The organism is Silvanigrella aquatica (assembly GCF_001907975.1).
Lineage (GTDB): Bacteria > Bdellovibrionota_B > Oligoflexia > Silvanigrellales > Silvanigrellaceae > Silvanigrella > Silvanigrella aquatica.
Genome location: NZ_CP017834.1, coordinates 732636 through 749728 on the forward strand (window position 1 = coordinate 732636; position 17093 = coordinate 749728).

General features: G+C 33.5%; 13 protein-coding genes. 4 read left to right on the top strand and 9 right to left on the bottom strand.

The features are described from left to right. Window positions 1-2: 2 nt before the first annotated feature. Window positions 3-1106 carry a saccharopine dehydrogenase family protein gene (locus AXG55_RS03175; RefSeq protein WP_148696688.1) on the bottom strand — a complete coding sequence of 368 codons (1104 nt, stop codon included), beginning with the start codon at window positions 1104-1106 and terminating at the stop codon, window positions 3-5. 111 nt (window positions 1107-1217) lie between these two features. Here AXG55_RS03175 and AXG55_RS03180 point away from each other — a divergent pair, with 111 nt between their 5' ends. Continuing rightward, window positions 1218-2570 carry an arginine deiminase gene (locus AXG55_RS03180; protein ID WP_233231335.1) on the top strand — a complete coding sequence of 451 codons (1353 nt, stop codon included), beginning with the start codon at window positions 1218-1220 and terminating at the stop codon, window positions 2568-2570. 93 nt (window positions 2571-2663) lie between these two features. Then, window positions 2664-4709, top strand: a complete 2046-nt coding sequence (locus AXG55_RS03185) for a lytic transglycosylase domain-containing protein (protein WP_233231336.1) — start codon at window positions 2664-2666, stop codon at window positions 4707-4709. Window positions 4710-4721: 12 nt separating this feature from the next. Here AXG55_RS03185 and AXG55_RS03190 read toward each other — a convergent pair whose 3' ends face one another. From AXG55_RS03190 to AXG55_RS03225, 8 genes are all read right to left on the bottom strand, one after another. Further along, entirely contained in the window at window positions 4722-6455 is a 1734-nt protein-coding gene (locus AXG55_RS03190) for an ATP-binding cassette domain-containing protein (RefSeq protein ID WP_148696691.1), read from the bottom strand. Window positions 6456-6475: 20 nt separating this feature from the next. After that, complete coding sequence (locus tag AXG55_RS03195) at window positions 6476-8440, bottom strand: O-antigen polymerase (protein ID WP_148696692.1); 1965 nt, start codon at window positions 8438-8440, stop codon at window positions 6476-6478. 31 nt (window positions 8441-8471) lie between these two features. Then, complete coding sequence (locus tag AXG55_RS03200; RefSeq protein ID WP_233231337.1) at window positions 8472-9689, bottom strand: glycosyltransferase; 1218 nt, start codon at window positions 9687-9689, stop codon at window positions 8472-8474. A 114-nt stretch (window positions 9690-9803) separates the two neighbouring features. Continuing rightward, entirely contained in the window at window positions 9804-10763 is a 960-nt protein-coding gene (locus tag AXG55_RS03205; RefSeq protein WP_148696694.1) for a bis-aminopropyl spermidine synthase family protein, read from the bottom strand. 17 nt (window positions 10764-10780) lie between these two features. Continuing rightward, window positions 10781-11464, bottom strand: a complete 684-nt coding sequence (locus AXG55_RS03210; protein WP_148696695.1) for a hypothetical protein — start codon at window positions 11462-11464, stop codon at window positions 10781-10783. Window positions 11465-11556: 92 nt separating this feature from the next. After that, window positions 11557-13281, bottom strand: coding sequence for an NAD-dependent malic enzyme (locus AXG55_RS03215; protein ID WP_148696696.1), 1725 nt, complete (start codon window positions 13279-13281; stop codon window positions 11557-11559). A gap of 23 nt (window positions 13282-13304) precedes the next feature. Then, window positions 13305-14003 carry a uracil-DNA glycosylase gene (gene ung / locus AXG55_RS03220; protein WP_237243991.1) on the bottom strand — a complete coding sequence of 233 codons (699 nt, stop codon included), beginning with the start codon at window positions 14001-14003 and terminating at the stop codon, window positions 13305-13307. 141 nt (window positions 14004-14144) lie between these two features. Next, on the bottom strand, window positions 14145-15785 hold the full coding sequence (locus AXG55_RS03225; protein WP_148696697.1) for a DEAD/DEAH box helicase: 1641 nt from the start codon (window positions 15783-15785) through the stop codon (window positions 14145-14147). Window positions 15786-16079: 294 nt separating this feature from the next. Between AXG55_RS03225 and AXG55_RS03230 the strand changes: the two genes are divergently transcribed. Together AXG55_RS03230 and lepB are read left to right on the top strand one after the other, a co-directional pair. Continuing rightward, on the top strand, window positions 16080-16337 hold the full coding sequence (locus AXG55_RS03230) for a hypothetical protein (protein ID WP_148696698.1): 258 nt from the start codon (window positions 16080-16082) through the stop codon (window positions 16335-16337). A gap of 24 nt (window positions 16338-16361) precedes the next feature. Continuing rightward, entirely contained in the window at window positions 16362-17054 is a 693-nt protein-coding gene (gene lepB, locus AXG55_RS03235) for a signal peptidase I (RefSeq protein WP_148696699.1), read from the top strand. Window positions 17055-17093: the final 39 nt, after the last annotated feature.

Consider the following 17093-nt stretch of genomic DNA (forward strand, 5'->3'; position numbering starts at 1 on the left):
TATTAAGAATAGTATTTTCCGAAGCGATTGCCTATAAACTTTTCATAAGAAATATCTTCCTGCCGAATGAGTCCGGCAGTAGGCAAATGGGCACTGGCATGAAGATCTAAAACACCGCAAATTCCTGCTGCCGTCGTAATTTGAATAGCCCCCCAATGTTCTCCACCAATATTTGCATTGTAAATTTTTTTCACGAAACTTTGTTGATAGTATTTATCGTTTTTCTGTCCATCTACAGTCACAAATATAATGACAACATCTTGCGATGTCTGTGGCAATGATCTTTCAAAAACACTTTTTAATCCATCTCTATCATCAATAAATTTAAGATCATGCAGGAGTGTGCACAAAATTTCACGGTGTCCGGGATAGCGAATGGATTTATAATCCATATATCTGACTTTATGAGCCCATGATTCTGCTAAAGTACCTAAACCTCCCGAAGTATTAAACGCTTCATATTCTTCCCCATCAATACAAAGCTTTTCTTCACCTTCTAATGCGGGGACGAGAGTTAATTTACCATCATGAATCACTTCACAAGGGTTACAGTATTCGTTAATGAGACCTTCGGTACTCCATGTTAAGTTATATTTTAATCGATTGTGAGGATACATTGGTAAGGCGCCTACACGCATTTTTATAGAATGAACATTATCAAATTGTTGCGCTAAATGATGCGCAACTATCGTGATAAATCCAGGAGCCAAACCGCATTGTGGTATAAAAGCATTACTTGCATTTTTAGAAAGTTCCTTAATGGCAGCAGTTGTTTTTACATCTTCGGTTAAATCCAGATAATTTACTTTTAAATTTCGTGCGACTTCAGCAATTCCTTTGTTACAATAAAAGGGAGCGCAACTCAAAACATAATCTTTTTCTGATAAAACGCGTTCGATGTCTTTTTGTGACATAAAATCAGCATGATCGTATTTTACATTTTTAAGCAATTGTCCTGTTGTCGAATGGCTGGCCGCATCTTTGGCAGATTCTTTTGCAGAATCAATGACAGTAACATGATAATCATCGGTTTGCGAAAGCATATTCACAACAAGCTTTCCTATTTTACCCGCACCAAATACAGCAATATTTTTTTTTAACGACATATGAACGCCTCTCTAAATTTTTATTTTTACTTGATCAGACCCATGTGACCTATGTTAACGGTTAGAATGTATTTTTGTCACTACGCATGCCATTGGTCAAGGAGTTTGATTGTGAAAGAGGAACAAAATGTTAATACGGGAAGTCATTTTCACTTTTGGGATTCTTTAATTGAAAGTGAAAAAACAGAAATAATTAGACAATCAAATAGTCAAATTGGAGTGCATTCTGAAATTGGAAAATTAAGAAAAGTCTTTTTGCACTCGCCTGGACATGAAGTGGAACTCATGACACCACGCAATGCTTCCGAACTTCTTTATAATGATATCATTTATTTTAAAAATATTGTTGCGGGGCATTCGCAATTAAAATCAGTACTTTCTCTTGTAAGTACTGTTTTAGAGGTCAGTGATTGTCTAGAAGACGTTTTAGAAAATGAAGAAGCAAGAAATAAACTTTTAGATAAAATCCTTGAGTTCCAAGGATGTCCTGAATTAAAATCCGAGCTGTTTGCCCTTCCTGCAAGCGAATTGACGCGCGCCTTAGTTACGGGCGTTCCTTTAAAAAGAAACACTTTAGAATCTTTACTTTCTCCAAAAACCTACTCCATTGTTCCGTTACCTAATATGTATTTTATGCGAGATACCAGTATGGTTGTGGGAAACAGAGTTATTGCATCGCGTATGGCCAGTTCCGTCAGATTTGCGGAATCGCTAATTATGCGAACAATTTATGAATATCATCCCGAATTAAAAGGCTATGGTCTTCTACTCGATGCGAGCAAGGAAATTAAGGATCCCCATTTTACAATAGAAGGTGGTGATATTCTTGTTATCAATGAGGATCTTTTGTTAGTTGGAATAAGTGAAAGAACGACACCTAAAGCTCTCGATACTTTGGTAGATGCGCTTTTAAAAGCCCGTAATGAAGAAAAAAAGACAGAACCTTTCAATGTGTTATGCGTTATTTTACCACGTGAAAGAAGCACCATTCATCTCGATATGATTTTTACCGTTGCTAATAAAGAACAAGCCGTTGTTTACTCTCCCTATGTTCTAGGACGCGAAAGAGCGCGGGTGGTTCGTATTCGCGTGAAACCCGATGGCGATAAAAAATTTAAAGAAGTGGAAGACCTTATCCTGGGTTTAAGGAGTGTGGGTGTGCGTATGGATCCCATTCCTTGTGGGGGGGACGATCCTTTGCACCAACAACGTGAACAGTGGAATAGTGGCGCTAACCTTTTTTCATTCGCTCCAGGTAAGGTTATTAGCTATATCCATGAGCATACCTTGAGAGCCTGTGAATCTGCTGGTTTTAAAATCATGTCGGCGAAAGACGCTGTAAAGCACCCTACTCTATTACAAAGCAATTATCCCCTTATTGTCACTGTTGAAGGAAGCGAGCTGTCAAGAGGGGGGGGAGGACCTCGTTGTATGACCTGCCCTGTATTGAGAGATCCTGTTTGATCACCTCTTTTTCTCCACCCCTTTGCATTGATGCTTTTCTCAAGTAATAATAATCATTGACGATAAAATATTTGAATAAGAAGGGGTATCATTTTGAGATGTTTTATAATTAAAAAAAGGAAATTACTTTTTGTTACCTTTTTCCCTTTTTCCCTTCTTTTCATATCGTGTTCAAGTCATACAATTTTAACCGAAAATCTTGAATTATCATTGCCAGAACAAAAGGATATGTTATCAAGTATTCAAAGAAACAACGATAATCTCTATCTATCAAATTTGAAAAATTATACGCCACCAAATGAAAATCAACTTATTGAAGAAGCAAAATTTCATGATCTTAAACGATATAATGTTAGTGTTCGTATACTTTCAGACTGGGTATTAAGAAATCTTTCTCAAAAAGAACGAACACAAATGGCAAAAAATTGTGAATCTCTTGTCGGCGGATTTAAAAATCAATTTCCTTTAAATGAACAAACATTAGCATGCTCAGCTTGGTGGCTTGAAAAAAAATTTAATGATGATTTAGCTGTCGCTGCTTCTAAAATGCAATTTTTACAACCTGTACCTAAATATCATTTATCAAGTAAACAAAAAAAAGATTGGCAGAATTTTAAAGGAATGTCTTTTGCAGATGCCTTTTCTTTAATAGATCCTCAATCATTTAAAGATGCTCAAAATTTAACGACACAAGCGATTGAAAATGCGTCGAATTGTGCTTTTATGGGTGCAAGTTCTTCACTGATATTAAGATTAGAAACATTTTTACCTAAGAAAAATGTTTATTCCTCAATAGAAAAAATATATACTAAAATGGAAAAATGTTTACTCCCTAATGTTGATCCCAGTGAAAAAATTCATCTGCGTATGGGGCTTTTGAGATTGATTTCGGGTTATCCTCAATTAGCAAAAGAATCTTTAGAAAATGCTTTGCTTGAAAAAGACCCTATTGAAAGCTCTCGGAGTTTATTCTGGCTTGGTGCAATTTACCAAAAAACAAAGAAATTGAATTCTACAGACAATCCTTATTGGCAACGTTTAATTAAAGAAAATGGAATTTCATTGGCTGCTATATTAGCATCGCAACAAATGGGAATAGACCCCATTAATAATTTAGTTTCTGATGAAGATATTCCTGTACAAGGTCGTGAATCTTCGGTTTGGAATTCAAACAATTTAGAGGCTTTTATATTTGATTTATTTCGCGCAAAAAAAGATAATCTTGCTGCTACAGAGTGGTCTGCATTTGTAGGACGTAGCACTAACGTAACAAATCCTAATTTAATTCTATACTGGGCTTTAGGGCAAAATATAATGCATAATTATCGTTATTCGATATTTATGTTGGGACGCTATGGAAAATATATAAAAAATTATCCTGTCAGTAAAGCAATGCTATATTTACATTTTCCAAAAACTTATTTGAGAGAAATATCAACGCATGCTGGTAATATCGATCCTGTCTTTATTTTATCATTAATCAGGCAAGAAAGTGCATTTGATCGCAATGCTCGTTCGGGAGCTAATGCGAGAGGGCTGATGCAAATTCTTCCTTCCACTGCAAAAACAATTAAACGGAGAACATCTGCAAAGCAATTGTACGATGCTGATTTAAACTTGGAAATAGGAAGCGCCTATTTAAATAAACTATTAAAACGTTATGATGGACATATTGAGTATGTATTAGCGGCTTATAATGCGGGTTCCACAAATTTAGATAAATGGAGAGAGCGGGTTAGTGGCGATAATATGATGCTTTTTTGTGATTTCATGCCTTTTAGAGAAACGCGGAGTTATGTTTCTTTAATATTAAGAAACTATTATTGGTATGGACGTCTCTTAAAAGAAAAAGAGGATGCTATTACTAAAAAAGTTTTAGTGCAGAGTGAGCACGCACATTGGAAGTCAGACAGGGTTTCGGCTTTATTATCATACACTTGGAAGTCTGAATTTGAGCCTCGGCAAAAGGCACTTTTAGACAGGATTTATATTTTCGGCAAAAAGTCTTCTAGCATTTCATCAAATGCACCTGAATGGATGAAAATAAATAAATCTAAAAATAAATCCTATGAAGATCCCTATGATGAAGTTCAGAGCGAAGATAAAACTGCATTTACTTTAGATAATAACATTAATTAATTCGTTTTTAACTTAAACAATATTCTTCATATCTATAATTTTATCTGTAAATGCTAAAATTCCATAGCGATGAGATACGATAATTGTTGTGCATGATTTCTTAATGTTTTTTAAAGCTTCTGCAATTAAAGATTCATTATTTTCATCTAGATTTGCAGTTGCTTCATCTAAAATAAGCAGTGAAGGTTTGTTGAGAATGGCTCTGGCAAGGCATATTCTTTGCTTTTGACCTGCAGAAAGTCCAGATTGATCTTCTGATAATTTATAAGTTAAGCCCTTTTCTTTTATAAGATTATCTAAGGAAACAAGTTTAAGTGTATCCATAATTTCATCATCATTGACTGGATTTGTTAGCCCATAACATAAATTTTCCTTTAAATTACCTTTAATTAAAAAAGGTTCTGGTCCAACATAGCCAATACGCGCCTCTTTTTTTGAAATATATTCCCAAGCAGGCATACCATCAATATTAATTTTTCCAGAGCTAGGCTGTAAAATACCTGTCATAAGCATTAGCATTGTCGATTTACCTGTACCGCTGGAACCTATCAATCCTACTTGTGAGCCTCTATCAATTGTGAGATTTATTTTATTAAAGAGAGGTGAAGATTTAGGATATGAAAAAGAAACATTATGTAAAATAATTTCTGGAGATTCTTTGTTTATTTCACTAATCTCATTTTTATCTGTATTTTTTATTTGCATTTCTTTCGATTTAAATAAACCAAAAAAAGTAATTTTATTTTCGGAATCACTTGCTATGATGTGAAAGTTTGAGTTTGAAACTGATTCTAATGAAAGCTTGTATTGTGCAAAAAAGATATTTGCATTTCCGAAATACCCAGTTAATATGGAAAGACTTTGCACAAAACGAGCTAATAAATATATGAATGAGAGCAGTATGATTGAACTCGTCTGCCAAACATGATTGCTAATAATAATGATTAGGACAAGTAATAAAATACCAAGGAAAGGTCCCATTTGAGCGCTAAGGTTGCTGTAAAAATGAGCGCTTATAGATTTGGAAGAATATTCTTTGAGACCATCACAAAATGAATTATATTCATCTTCTCTTTTTTTCATAAGTTTGATGAATAAAAAATTACGCGCGATTTTTTCTATCCCTTCATTTATTTTTTTTTGCTGAACAGGGACTTGCTTTGCAAATAGGGAAACTTTTTTATTTATGTACAATATTGCACATCCAATGAGTGCAATTCCAGTTGTAGCTACTATGGATTCTTTCCAGGCTATAATAAATAAGATTAGGAATAAAAAAGCACTTTGAATAAACATAAAAATGAAATGGGAAAAATTTAAAATAAACTCTGAGGATTTTGAAAAAACTTCTGATAATTTAAAATTCATAGAAGACGAGCTTTTTTCTTGAAAATCATCTTCAAAAAGGACTCTATATAGAGAGTTTTTTTTGAGTCTAAGTAGGACATAGTCTCTTAAAAAGGCGGCTGTTTGGGTTGTTGTCAACTGAACACAAAAGCGAATAATAGCAACTAGAATCAGCATTGCGGTGACGGTATAGATGGAGAGTTGAGGTAATTGATAATTAAAAATTTTATAGTTTGAGCCAATAAATCCAAAGCTGCTCAAGAGAAGTTGAATTATGATGGAGATGCAAAGCTCCACAATGGCAATACCTATAGCAGCTAATGTGGCAATAAAAAGATATTTAATCCCTCTTTTTCCTAGAAGTTTAATAGAGCTTTTAATAAGTGATTTCGAATCCAAAACGAACTCCAAGGATTTTTTTATTTAATATATTGATTTTCAATATAAAATCCAATTGATTTAAAAAGTGAAGGTTCCCAAGCAGGGATAACACTGATATGATAATAACAGAATGCTGTCATAGAAACATCATCAAAACATGATTCAAAAGTTTTTTGTTTTGGAACAGTCAAATTGACCCAAGTGGGTTGTTGCAAAGTCAAATTTTCTTCACTTTTTTCTCTTTCCTTTGAATAAAATTGAACTGAAACTTTTACAGGAAAATGTCTTGTTTCAGGTCCAACGAAGATTCTAAATGTAGGATTTACAACTATGATTTCTGTTTGCGGTTTGAACCATTGCCCGACATCGCCATCAAGTGGCTTTATCAGTAAAGAATTGCCACCAAGAATGTCATTGAGTAAATCTGAAAAATAGATTTTTTTCTTTTCAGTTTGCCCTTCGGGTTGGGGTAAAATCCCTAAGGGCATAGGCACTTGGGCGGTTCCTCTTTCCTTCCATTTGAAGAGAGGAACAGGGGGTGCGGTTATAGCTAATATCAAAGAGACAATAATTAAGTATATGCTGCATAGATAAAAGAATAATGAAAAAAAATTATTCTGAAAATGATTACTTCTAGTGTAATTTACAATCCAGGGGGCTATTATGAGACAACTTATATACGACAAAGATGGATATATAAACATATAAAAAACATTTGATACAATAAAAAATGGAATAGTGCCCAGAATAGGGATGATATATAGAATGAATATGGCGTAAAAATCTAAAGAGTGCTTATTTTTTATGAAATTTATCGCATATTTTATATATAGCAATGTACAAAATGAAATGACTGATAATCCAATAAACCCAAGATCAGAAATAATAGAAAAAATACTATTTGTTGCTATATCTAAAATAACTGGAGTTTCAAATTTTAGTTTATTAATTTGGTTATAAAAATTTATAGCAAAAGAACCTAGTCCTGTACCCATAAAAAAATTTTCTTTAATATTTTCCCACATGATTTGAAGATGACTAGCCCTTTGAAAATCTAATACAGAATATATATTAAATAAATCTCCATTTAATCCAATTCTTTTTAATTCATTATTTATCCTGTAAATACTTGAGTTATTGTTTTTATAATTTGTAACTATTTTTGTTATTATAAGGATTAATAATGAAGTAGATGTTATCAAAAGTATTAGTTTGTATCTTTTATTTTTTATTTCAATTATTAATTTAATGACGATTAAAATAAAAACAGATAAAAATAATCCGAGGAAAAATGACCTGGAATTATTTAATAGTCCTGAAACTAAACATAGTATAAAAATTAAAAAATTAAAAAATTTATACTTATTACTAATAGATTTTAAAAATATACTTGAAAAATAAGTAAAACCAAAAATTGCTAAGAAAAAGCTTGCTGCTCCTGAGTCATCTAATAGACCTGGAGGACGATTTGCTCCTAATGATGTCCCACTGCCTTGAGATAGAAAGTTAATATTGAATAGACCTTGATAAAAAAAAGTAAAACAATTTATAACTACACATAAGCTTAAACAGTAATAAAATATCTTAATTATTTTTTTACTGCTTCCATCTTTTGAAATATAATTAAAAAATGATATTGCAGGAAAAATAAAGAAAACAAAAAAAATCATGTAGAGACGTGTTTGTGTGAATATAAAATCTGAGGTAATAATGCCATTTAAAATATAATTTTGGATTGATACATTTTGTTTTAAAGAGGGTTGGTAAAAATTAGAAAAAGCATGAATTACTATTGAAAAAATAAAAAACAATAAAGAAAAAGTAATTTTTTTATTGGTTTTATAGCATGATATAATGCCAAAAATACAACCCATTAAAAATATCAGATATATCCCAAATCTTAAAATAGAAAAGTTAATAATATCAGGAAGTCTTATGAAAACAAAGGAAAAAAATAAATTCATGACAAAAATGTAATTTGAAATCTTATGAACGACTGACATAAATCCTCTAGCTATTGAATTATAGTTGATTTTATATGCTGAAATTATCTTTTTTTTGATTTAATAAATCTATAATTTTAATAGCATTTGTGTTCCAATTTTTCTCTGGTGAAAAATATTTTGTTTGATTTTTTTTGAACTTATTTATATTTAATTTGTTATCCCATATTTCCTGCATTATATTTTTGAATTCATTTTCTTCACAGCTGAGACCTCCATAATGTTCTATTAATTCATCAATAGGTGCGCAGCCTTTTAGTGCGAGAACAAAACAATCGTGATAAATAGCTTCCGCAGTAATCATAGAATATGCTTCATATCTTGAAGAAATGACTAAAGCAAGTGCCTTTTTTAGCAATAATTCTTTTTCAATGTCGTTAATTTTTCCAACATAAATAAATCTAGGATCTTTGGGGAGTGTATATTTCAGATCACCAGCAAAGACGACGCTACAATTTTGTGGAGTATGTTTAATGATAAAATCTATATTTTTAAGTCTATCAATTCTACCAATGTAAATAAAATACTTTTTTGTGGATATTTCTTTTATATTATTTTGAATAATTTGATTTTCATTGGTATTAAAATGAATACCTGGCGGAAGTATTATAGAATTTTTATTATTTGAATTAAGCCATATACTGTTGCATATTTTTTTTTCTGATTGAGAAACAAATCCAAGAGTTGTTGCTTCTAATAAAAATTTATAAACAAATTGAAATCGAAACTCAGGTTGATCATGTGCAGTGACAATAAAAAGAGTTTTTACTTTATTTGATATTTTTTTTATAGCGTAATAATTTGGCGCATATAAATATGATTTTATAATCACAAGTGAGTAGTTTTCCGAATTTTTTTCAAGCTCATTCCATAGTCCTGGACACCAGGGACCCTGGCTTCTTAAAAAAAGATAATCTAAAAAAACACTTAGTTTTAAATAAATAAAATTAAAATATTTCAATAAAAATAAATTAAATCTTTTTATAATTCCAAAAAAAATTTTAAATCTACCGTGTAATACTTTAAATCTTTTAATTTTAAAAGAAACTCCTGATGTTTCTATGATTTCTTCAGAAGGTAAATTATTATTCCAATTAATGTAGTCATCACTTTTGCTCGTTAGTATTTCTACTTGTAGACCTTGTTCAGCCAAAGATTGAGCTAAATGAAAAGCATATAATTCAGCGCCCGCAGCAATATCTTTGCTACATCTTTGCACAACAATTGCAATGTTTTTTTTATTTGACATTAGTAAAGCTCTTTCGGAGCAAATATAAAAAGTAATCATATAAATTCCAATAAAGGAATACTAATTTATAAATTTTAAGTTGTAAAGTTAGTGGTTTTATATATTTTTATTTAGTTAATTTATAGTTTTCTTAGAATGGCTTCCGTATTGTTTAAAAAAGGCTATGGGAATCTCATTAAGAGTAAAATGTCCGCCTACGGGAGCAATTATTTGCTTTTCTTCGTAAACTTGTTCTTTACTTTGTGCATATGAATTTGATTTAAACTCAAGGCAATCTGTAAAATAGTATTTGTAATCGAGACTTCTATTTTTTATTGAATTTGGATTTATGAAAAATGAAATTAATTTTAACAACAATGATTGTCCGCGATTGAGTGGATAGCAATTAAAAAAATCAAGTTTTTGAGTATTAGTATATCCATTTATTTGCAGTTGAGATACTAAGTTCTCTGCATTCAGCTTACCTAAACCACTGGTATTGACCATCATATAAAATGTAGAATTATAGTATTTTAAAGATTTTAAAGCACAATTCATGAAAATTCTTAAATCTTCATAGTTTTGAGGAGGATCAAAACACACAACATCATAATTGTGCGACAAAAAGTTTGGTAAACCTTGGTAAAGATCAGCATGGAAAAATGTGATGGGATACTTCGCATCTTGAGTAAGTATTTTGAGTTTATGTAGCAATGCCATATCGCAATCTAGTACAGTTATATATTTAAAATTCCGAGAGGCTAATTCAACAGAAACAAGATCATCATCACCTAGCAAAAGAATCTCTTTATCTCTAAATCCATTGCGTTCAAACAGATCCGCTCTTTTTTTTCTAGTATCTACTGTGCAAGGTAATTGATTATAACTCTGCACAAACTTCAATGATGATGATTTTTGTGCAAAATATTCTTGTGGCTCAGTTTTAATTTGTTTCAGATTTTCGTCAATAATTTTTATTAAAAATTCTTTTTTATCGTGCCCACTTAATTTTAAAATATGCCTTATAGTTCTGCTTCTAAAAAAAATGGATAGAAAAGAACAAAATATTTTGTGCATTTTTTCAAGTAATTTCATGAGGGCAGTCCCATTGATTAAGAGAGAAAAATTTTGAGAAAAAGTGCGGAGGCAAAGAGAAGAAATATATAACCGACAATAACTTCAATTCGCACAACATTAATACATAGCATTTTATCTTGAACCCGACCCGCAAAGAATCGATAGGTCTTAAAGATAAGCAGATCTCCAAAATACACTCCTAAGGCAATGGATATTGCTACCAGGTAAATGGGTGGTTTATAGGCAAAATTTTGTCCCATCCACCAAAGATACCAGAACGGGAGTAAACTCGGAATCGTCAATGTTCCAACAACCCCTTCAAGAAAATGTCGCAATAATTTGCCATGATTTTTTTTTTCATAGCTTAATACATCTGGAATCGAATTTGATTTTGATTCATATGCTTTTGATGAAATAATATATCTAAATCCCATTAAAAGTAACATTAAAATGAATAATATTTGAGTTATAAATAAATATTTTTTTTCAATTGAAAGAAAAAAGCTTGTTTGTAAAGTTTTTTGAGCCATTAAATTCGTAATAAAACAGCATCCTATGTCCGCTAATATAATTCCAGATTGGAATGCAGAAAGTTTTGATTTTTCTTTTTTGAGAAAAAATATGAGTAATCTTATGTTTAAAGGCCCAGGAGGGACTGTCGAAACAATTCCTCCTAGCATAGCGGTCATAAAAAAAATGATTAAGACTCCAACTTCCATAAAAGCCTTTGGAAAAATAAAAAAAGGACATTACCCTTATGGTAACATCCTTTTATATAAAACCCAAATTTAAAATATCTTTAAGAAATGAATTATTTATCTATGGCATTTTTAGGAGTGTAGCGGACATAGCTCGTTTTCCAAATATTTGTGTGAATATTATCATGAATTTCTTTTTCAGTTGTTTTAGGGGCAACGCCCGTTTCTTGTGCTGCTTTTGCAGTGGCATAAGCAATTTTATATGAGACATCGTTGATTTCAGTAAGCGAAGGCAAAAGTGAAAGGTTAGGATCGCGATTGATTTGAGCACATTCGCTTATAACTTTTGCGCATGCAACGAGCATTTCATTGTTGACGCGTGTGGCTTTGGATGCAACAACTCCCAATCCGAGTCCTGGAAATACGAAAGCGTTATTGCATTGACCAATAGGAAATACTTTTCCATTATAGCGCACATCGGTAAAGGGGCTTCCTGTGGCAACAAGAACTTTGCCTTGAGTCCATTCGATAAGGTTTGCAGGAGTTGCTTCGCATTTTGATGTCGGATTTGAAAGTGGGAATATGAGGGGGCGTTCACAGAAGGTAGCCATCATTTTTACAATTTCCTCTGTAAATGCACCTGTCTGTGTTGATGTTCCAATTAAGATAGTTGGTTTGACATTTTTTACCACTTCATGAAGTTGTATGATTTTTCCTTTGACGCGATCCCAATCGCTATAAATTTCTACAGGCTGTGCAAATCTTTTTTGAAAATATTCAAGGTTATCCATATTAGAATGCAACATACCATTCATATCAATTAAAAACATTCTGGATAAAGCTTCTTTTTCTGACAACCCATCGGACATCATGGCAGCAACAATTTGATCAGCAATACAGCATCCCGCTGTTCCGGCGCCATGGATAACGACGCGTTGCTCACTCATTTTTGTGCCATTGACGCGAAGGCCTGCTAAAATCGCTCCTAACGTAACAGCCGCTGTTCCCTGCATGTCATCATTAAACGTACACATTTCATCTTTGTAACGATCTAAATTTTTGCGTGCTGTTTGACGGCCAAAGTCTTCCCAATGTAAGTAAACATTAGGGAATCTTTTACGTAATGATGTTACAAAAGCATCGATGAAATCATCGTATTGCTCACCGCGAATACGTTCATGACGCCAACCTAAGTAAAGTGGATTTTGTAAAAGTTCTTTATTATTTGTACCAACATCTAAAACAATGGGTAAAACTTTAGTGGGGTGAAAACCTGCACAAAGTGTGTACATAGCGAGTTTGGCAATGGAGATAACAATTCCTCCAACACCTTGATCTCCAATTCCTAGTATGGCCTCTGAATCCGTTACGCATACGGCGCTGACTTCATATGCTTCAGGTAAATTATTTAAAATGTCTTCTATTTGAGCCATTTGTGGATAGGATATAAAGATACCCCTAGGACGTCTAAAATTTTGGTTGAATTGTTGAACGACATCTCCAACGGTAGGAGTATAAAATACAGGAACCATTTCAACTAAATGCTCTTGTAATAGTCTAAAAAATAGTGTTTCGTTACGATCGTAAAGTTGGGTTAAGAAAATATTTCTTTCAATGTCGGTTTCTTTTTTTAAATATTGTCCATAAACGCGCACAACTTGTTCATCCAGTGTCTCAACAACATTGGGAATTAAACCGTCTAGTTTAAATTCTCTTCTTTCTTCAAGGGTAAATGCAGTATCTTTATTTAAAAAAGAGTTTAATAGAAGTTGTTTTCCAGAAATGCTAACTTCATAGTATTTTTTGCCATCAAACGAATTTCGTTTTTCCTTAAACATGTATTGCTCCAAAAAAAGTAAATTTACATAGTCCAATCTATTTCGGATTTTTCTTGATTTTTTAAAATTTGATTCACGGTTGAAAAATGTTTACAGCCAAAAAAACCTCTATATGCCGAAAGAGGTGAGGGGTGAGCTGCTTTTAATATTTTAAAATTTGGATTTGTGATTAGTTTTTCCTTTGATTGAGCCGCTGCTCCCCAGAGTAAAAAAATAATTGGTGATTGTTTCTTGTTCAGCAGTGAAATAATTTTATCGGTAAAAATTTCCCATCCAATTTCTCGATGTGAAAAAGCTGTATTAGCACGAACAGTGAGAACCGTATTTAAAAGTAAAACCCCTTGTTTTGCCCAACTTTCGAGACAAGATTTATGAGGACGTGCTCCCATATCCGATTCAATTTCTTTAAAAATATTTACTAATGAGGGGGGTGGGGGGACATTATTTTCCACCGCAAAAGAGAGTCCATTGGCTTGACCTGAGCCATGGTAGGGATCCTGGCCAATGATGACAACGCGGACGTCATCATAATCCACTAATTTTAAGGATCTAAATATTTTATCTTTGGGAGGAAAAAATTCATATCCTTTATGTATTTCTGATTTAAGATGTTGTCGAATTTTATCAAAATAAGGTTTTTTAAACTCATCAAAAAGTAAAGACCTCCAACTTTCAGCAAGAAAGCTAAGGTCTTTATTCTGATGTATTTGAGCATCACTCACTTGTATATCTCCGGTAAATTTCAGAGGAAATTTAGTGCTGAGAAGCACATGTTCTCAAACACCAATCCTACTATCATTTTATCGGAATACTCAACTTTTTAAGCATTTTACTTCAAAGCACAAGGCTAGAAAGGATTCCTTTTAGGCAATAGGGTAATTTCTTTTGCCATTACTTTCACTAGATTTTTTGGAAGTTCCACGACCACCAAAGCCTTTTGAGCCTGACTTTTTATTATCGTTAGAAGAAGAGCTTCCAAACTTACTTCCGCGGTCAGAATAGGAACGACCTCCTCCGCTACTACCAAAGCGACCGCCGCGATCACCTCCACGGCCAAAACCACCACGGGAGCGCCCACCGCGATCTCCGCTGTGTCCACCACCATTGCTAAACTTAGAAGTGTCGGCATTCATGCCAAATTCTGTTTTATAAGGAGGTGCGATGTCTTCAACATGAAGACTCTTACCAAGCTGTCTTGATGCTTCTGATTTTAAAAGAGTTGCTAACACTTCTTTCAACTTATCTGCATCAAGTTTTGAAATAATTTGTTCGACAGATTGATTGATATATTCTTGTGCTGCCACAGAATTTTCATTTACGCGGAACAACATGTTATTGAAAAATTGAGTCGCAATTTTCTTTGCATCAGGGAGATCAATGCGTGTAGGATTGATTTTAATTTTGTTGCAAACGAATTGGAATTCACGGCGTTCCATGTGCGTAATGATTGTCCAAGCTTTTCCAGTTGCCCCAGCGCGGCCTGTACGACCGGCACGGTGTGTGTATGTTTCCACATTTGTAGGAACTGTATAGTTGATAACATGGGATAAACCAGAAATATCGATACCACGTGCAGCAACATCTGTTGCTACTAAGATGCGGAGTTGACGATTTTTAAAGCGATCCATAGTTTGGCTACGGTCGTTTTGAGTCATTTCACCATTTAAAACGCCTGCAGCAAAACCTCTTTCTAAGAGAGCATTGTGAATATTGCGTGTTTCTTCGCGAGTTTTACAAAATATAATAGCATGTTCTGGATCATGATAAATTAACAAGCCTAAGAGGGCATCAAGATTACGTCCCATTTTAACTTCGATAAAGCCATGTTCAATTTGACCTGTGCTTGTATCTGTACTTGCGACTTTAACTTCAAAAGGGTTTGACACCATTTGGCGTGCAATATTTGTTACTTTTGGAGGAAAAGTTGCTGAAAATAATAAAGTTTGGGATTTTTTTCCAATGGCACTTTTAATTTTGATAATGTCTTCTGCAAAACCAAAATCAAGCATTTCGTCCATTTCGTCTAAGACAAGGATTTCTACTCCCGTTAAGCTGACGGCACCTTGCTCTAAAAGGTCGTTTAAACGGCCTGGAGTTGCCACGATAGCATCCACACCACGTTGTAAGGTTGAAGTTTGGAAGCGGTAGCTTTTGCCACCTGTAATAGCTAAAATTTTGAAGCCTTGAGGTTTAAAGTTTGCTTCAAAAACATCAGCAACTTGTTGTGCAAGTTCGCGAGTCGGAGTAAGCACAAGAATTCGAGGCTTACCTGCTTGTGGTTTTTCCAAGCGTGCAAAGGACGGCAATCCAAAAGCAAGAGTTTTCCCAGAGCCTGTTCGGCTTTGAGCAATAACGTCACGTCCTGCAAGAACAGGAGCGTATGATGCTTGTTGAATAGGTGTTGGCTTTGTAATACCTTGTGCGATTAGTTTCGTACGAAGCGTTTCAGGCAATAAGTTAAAAATAGAGGACTCTTCTGTTGCGACAGTATTGTTATTTGTCATTTGGTTCCCAAAAAATAAAGAATAAGACGGGGTTAGCTATAATTAGCTAAATACACTCAGGCGAGAATTGAGAAAGAATTATACAAGCCTGTAAAATAAACAAGCGATATTAAGTGGTTGCAATATTGTGCTTCTAAATAAGGCACTTTGCAACAAAAGAGTTAGTCTTTCAGAACCCCTGCCAGCAGACCCTTAAACTGTATTATAGGTTGGGTGTCAAGAGGGTTTTTTTTATTCTTCAGTAATGGTATGTTAACCCAGTTTTTGAATGAGTAGAGCATAAGAGGTGTAACTATGCAGAATCAAGAAGATTTAAGATTAGAATTAGAACGACTCAGAGCGGAAAATTTAGCGCTTAAAAGTGAGAAAAAAAGCCCCACAGCCCGTGAAATTAGCTTTAAGGTTGCGGAAAAAGGAGGTTTGTCTGTTTATGGCTTAGGTCGCTTTCCCGTGACTCTCTATAAGGAGCAATGGGTTCGTCTTTTAGATAAAGAACAGGATATTAGGTCATTTATTAAATCCAATGAAGAAAAGTTAAAATCTCGAGAATAACTTTAAAAAGAATGGCAGAATGAAGTGAAGTATTTAAAAGAATTCAAAGAAATTTTAATTGTATTGATTCTTGTTGTTTTATTTCGTTCCTGCATATTAAATTGGTATTATATACCTTCCGGATCTATGATTCCCACTTTAAAAATTGGTGATCATGTTGTGGTCAATAAACTTTCTTATGGATTCATGCTTCCCTTCATGGAGACACAAATCTTGAGTTGGAATTCGCCGCAAAGAGGAGATGTTGTTGTCTTTCAAGGGCCTTCTTCCGAGGGGGCTCAAGTTTTAATTAAAAGAGTGATTGCTACTTCAGGAGATAATGTTTCTTTTGTAAATGGTGTCTTAAAAATAAATGGAATAGAAGTTCAAGAGACCGTAAATAAAGATCGCTCCCTTTTACAAGATACAGGTAATAACGACGATATTTCCGATTTTTCATTAATTTCTGAGTCCGGTTTTTCAAAATTTTCTCACTATATTTTGCGAAAAAAGAATGGGGGAATCACATCTACAGAAAATAGAACTTGGGTTGTTCCTGAGGGGAAAGTTTTTTGTATGGGTGATAACCGTGACAATTCTTATGACGGAAGATTTTGGGGTTTTACCGATGAAAAGTCTATTTATGGCAGAGCTTTTCTTATTTCTTACTCAACGGGTGATAAAGGAATGTGGCCGCATCTTCGCAATGAGCGTTGGTTTATGACGTTAGCAAACTAATTTGCAAATAAACAATTCTTTTCTATTAAACAAAAACAA

Coding starts and splice junctions, on each gene's coding strand:
- AXG55_RS03175 (WP_148696688.1), bottom strand. CDS start 1,106: ATGTCGTTAAAAAAAAATATTGCTGTATTTGGTGCGGGTAAAATAGGA.
- AXG55_RS03195 (WP_148696692.1), bottom strand. CDS start 8,440: ATGTCAGTCGTTCATAAGATTTCAAATTACATTTTTGTCATGAATTTA.
- AXG55_RS03200 (WP_233231337.1), bottom strand. CDS start 9,689: ATGTCAAATAAAAAAAACATTGCAATTGTTGTGCAAAGATGTAGCAAA.
- AXG55_RS03205 (WP_148696694.1), bottom strand. CDS start 10,763: ATGAAATTACTTGAAAAAATGCACAAAATATTTTGTTCTTTTCTATCC.
- AXG55_RS03210 (WP_148696695.1), bottom strand. CDS start 11,464: ATGGAAGTTGGAGTCTTAATCATTTTTTTTATGACCGCTATGCTAGGA.
- AXG55_RS03215 (WP_148696696.1), bottom strand. CDS start 13,281: ATGTTTAAGGAAAAACGAAATTCGTTTGATGGCAAAAAATACTATGAA.
- AXG55_RS03225 (WP_148696697.1), bottom strand. CDS start 15,785: ATGACAAATAACAATACTGTCGCAACAGAAGAGTCCTCTATTTTTAAC.
- AXG55_RS03230 (WP_148696698.1), top strand. CDS start 16,080: ATGCAGAATCAAGAAGATTTAAGATTAGAATTAGAACGACTCAGAGCG.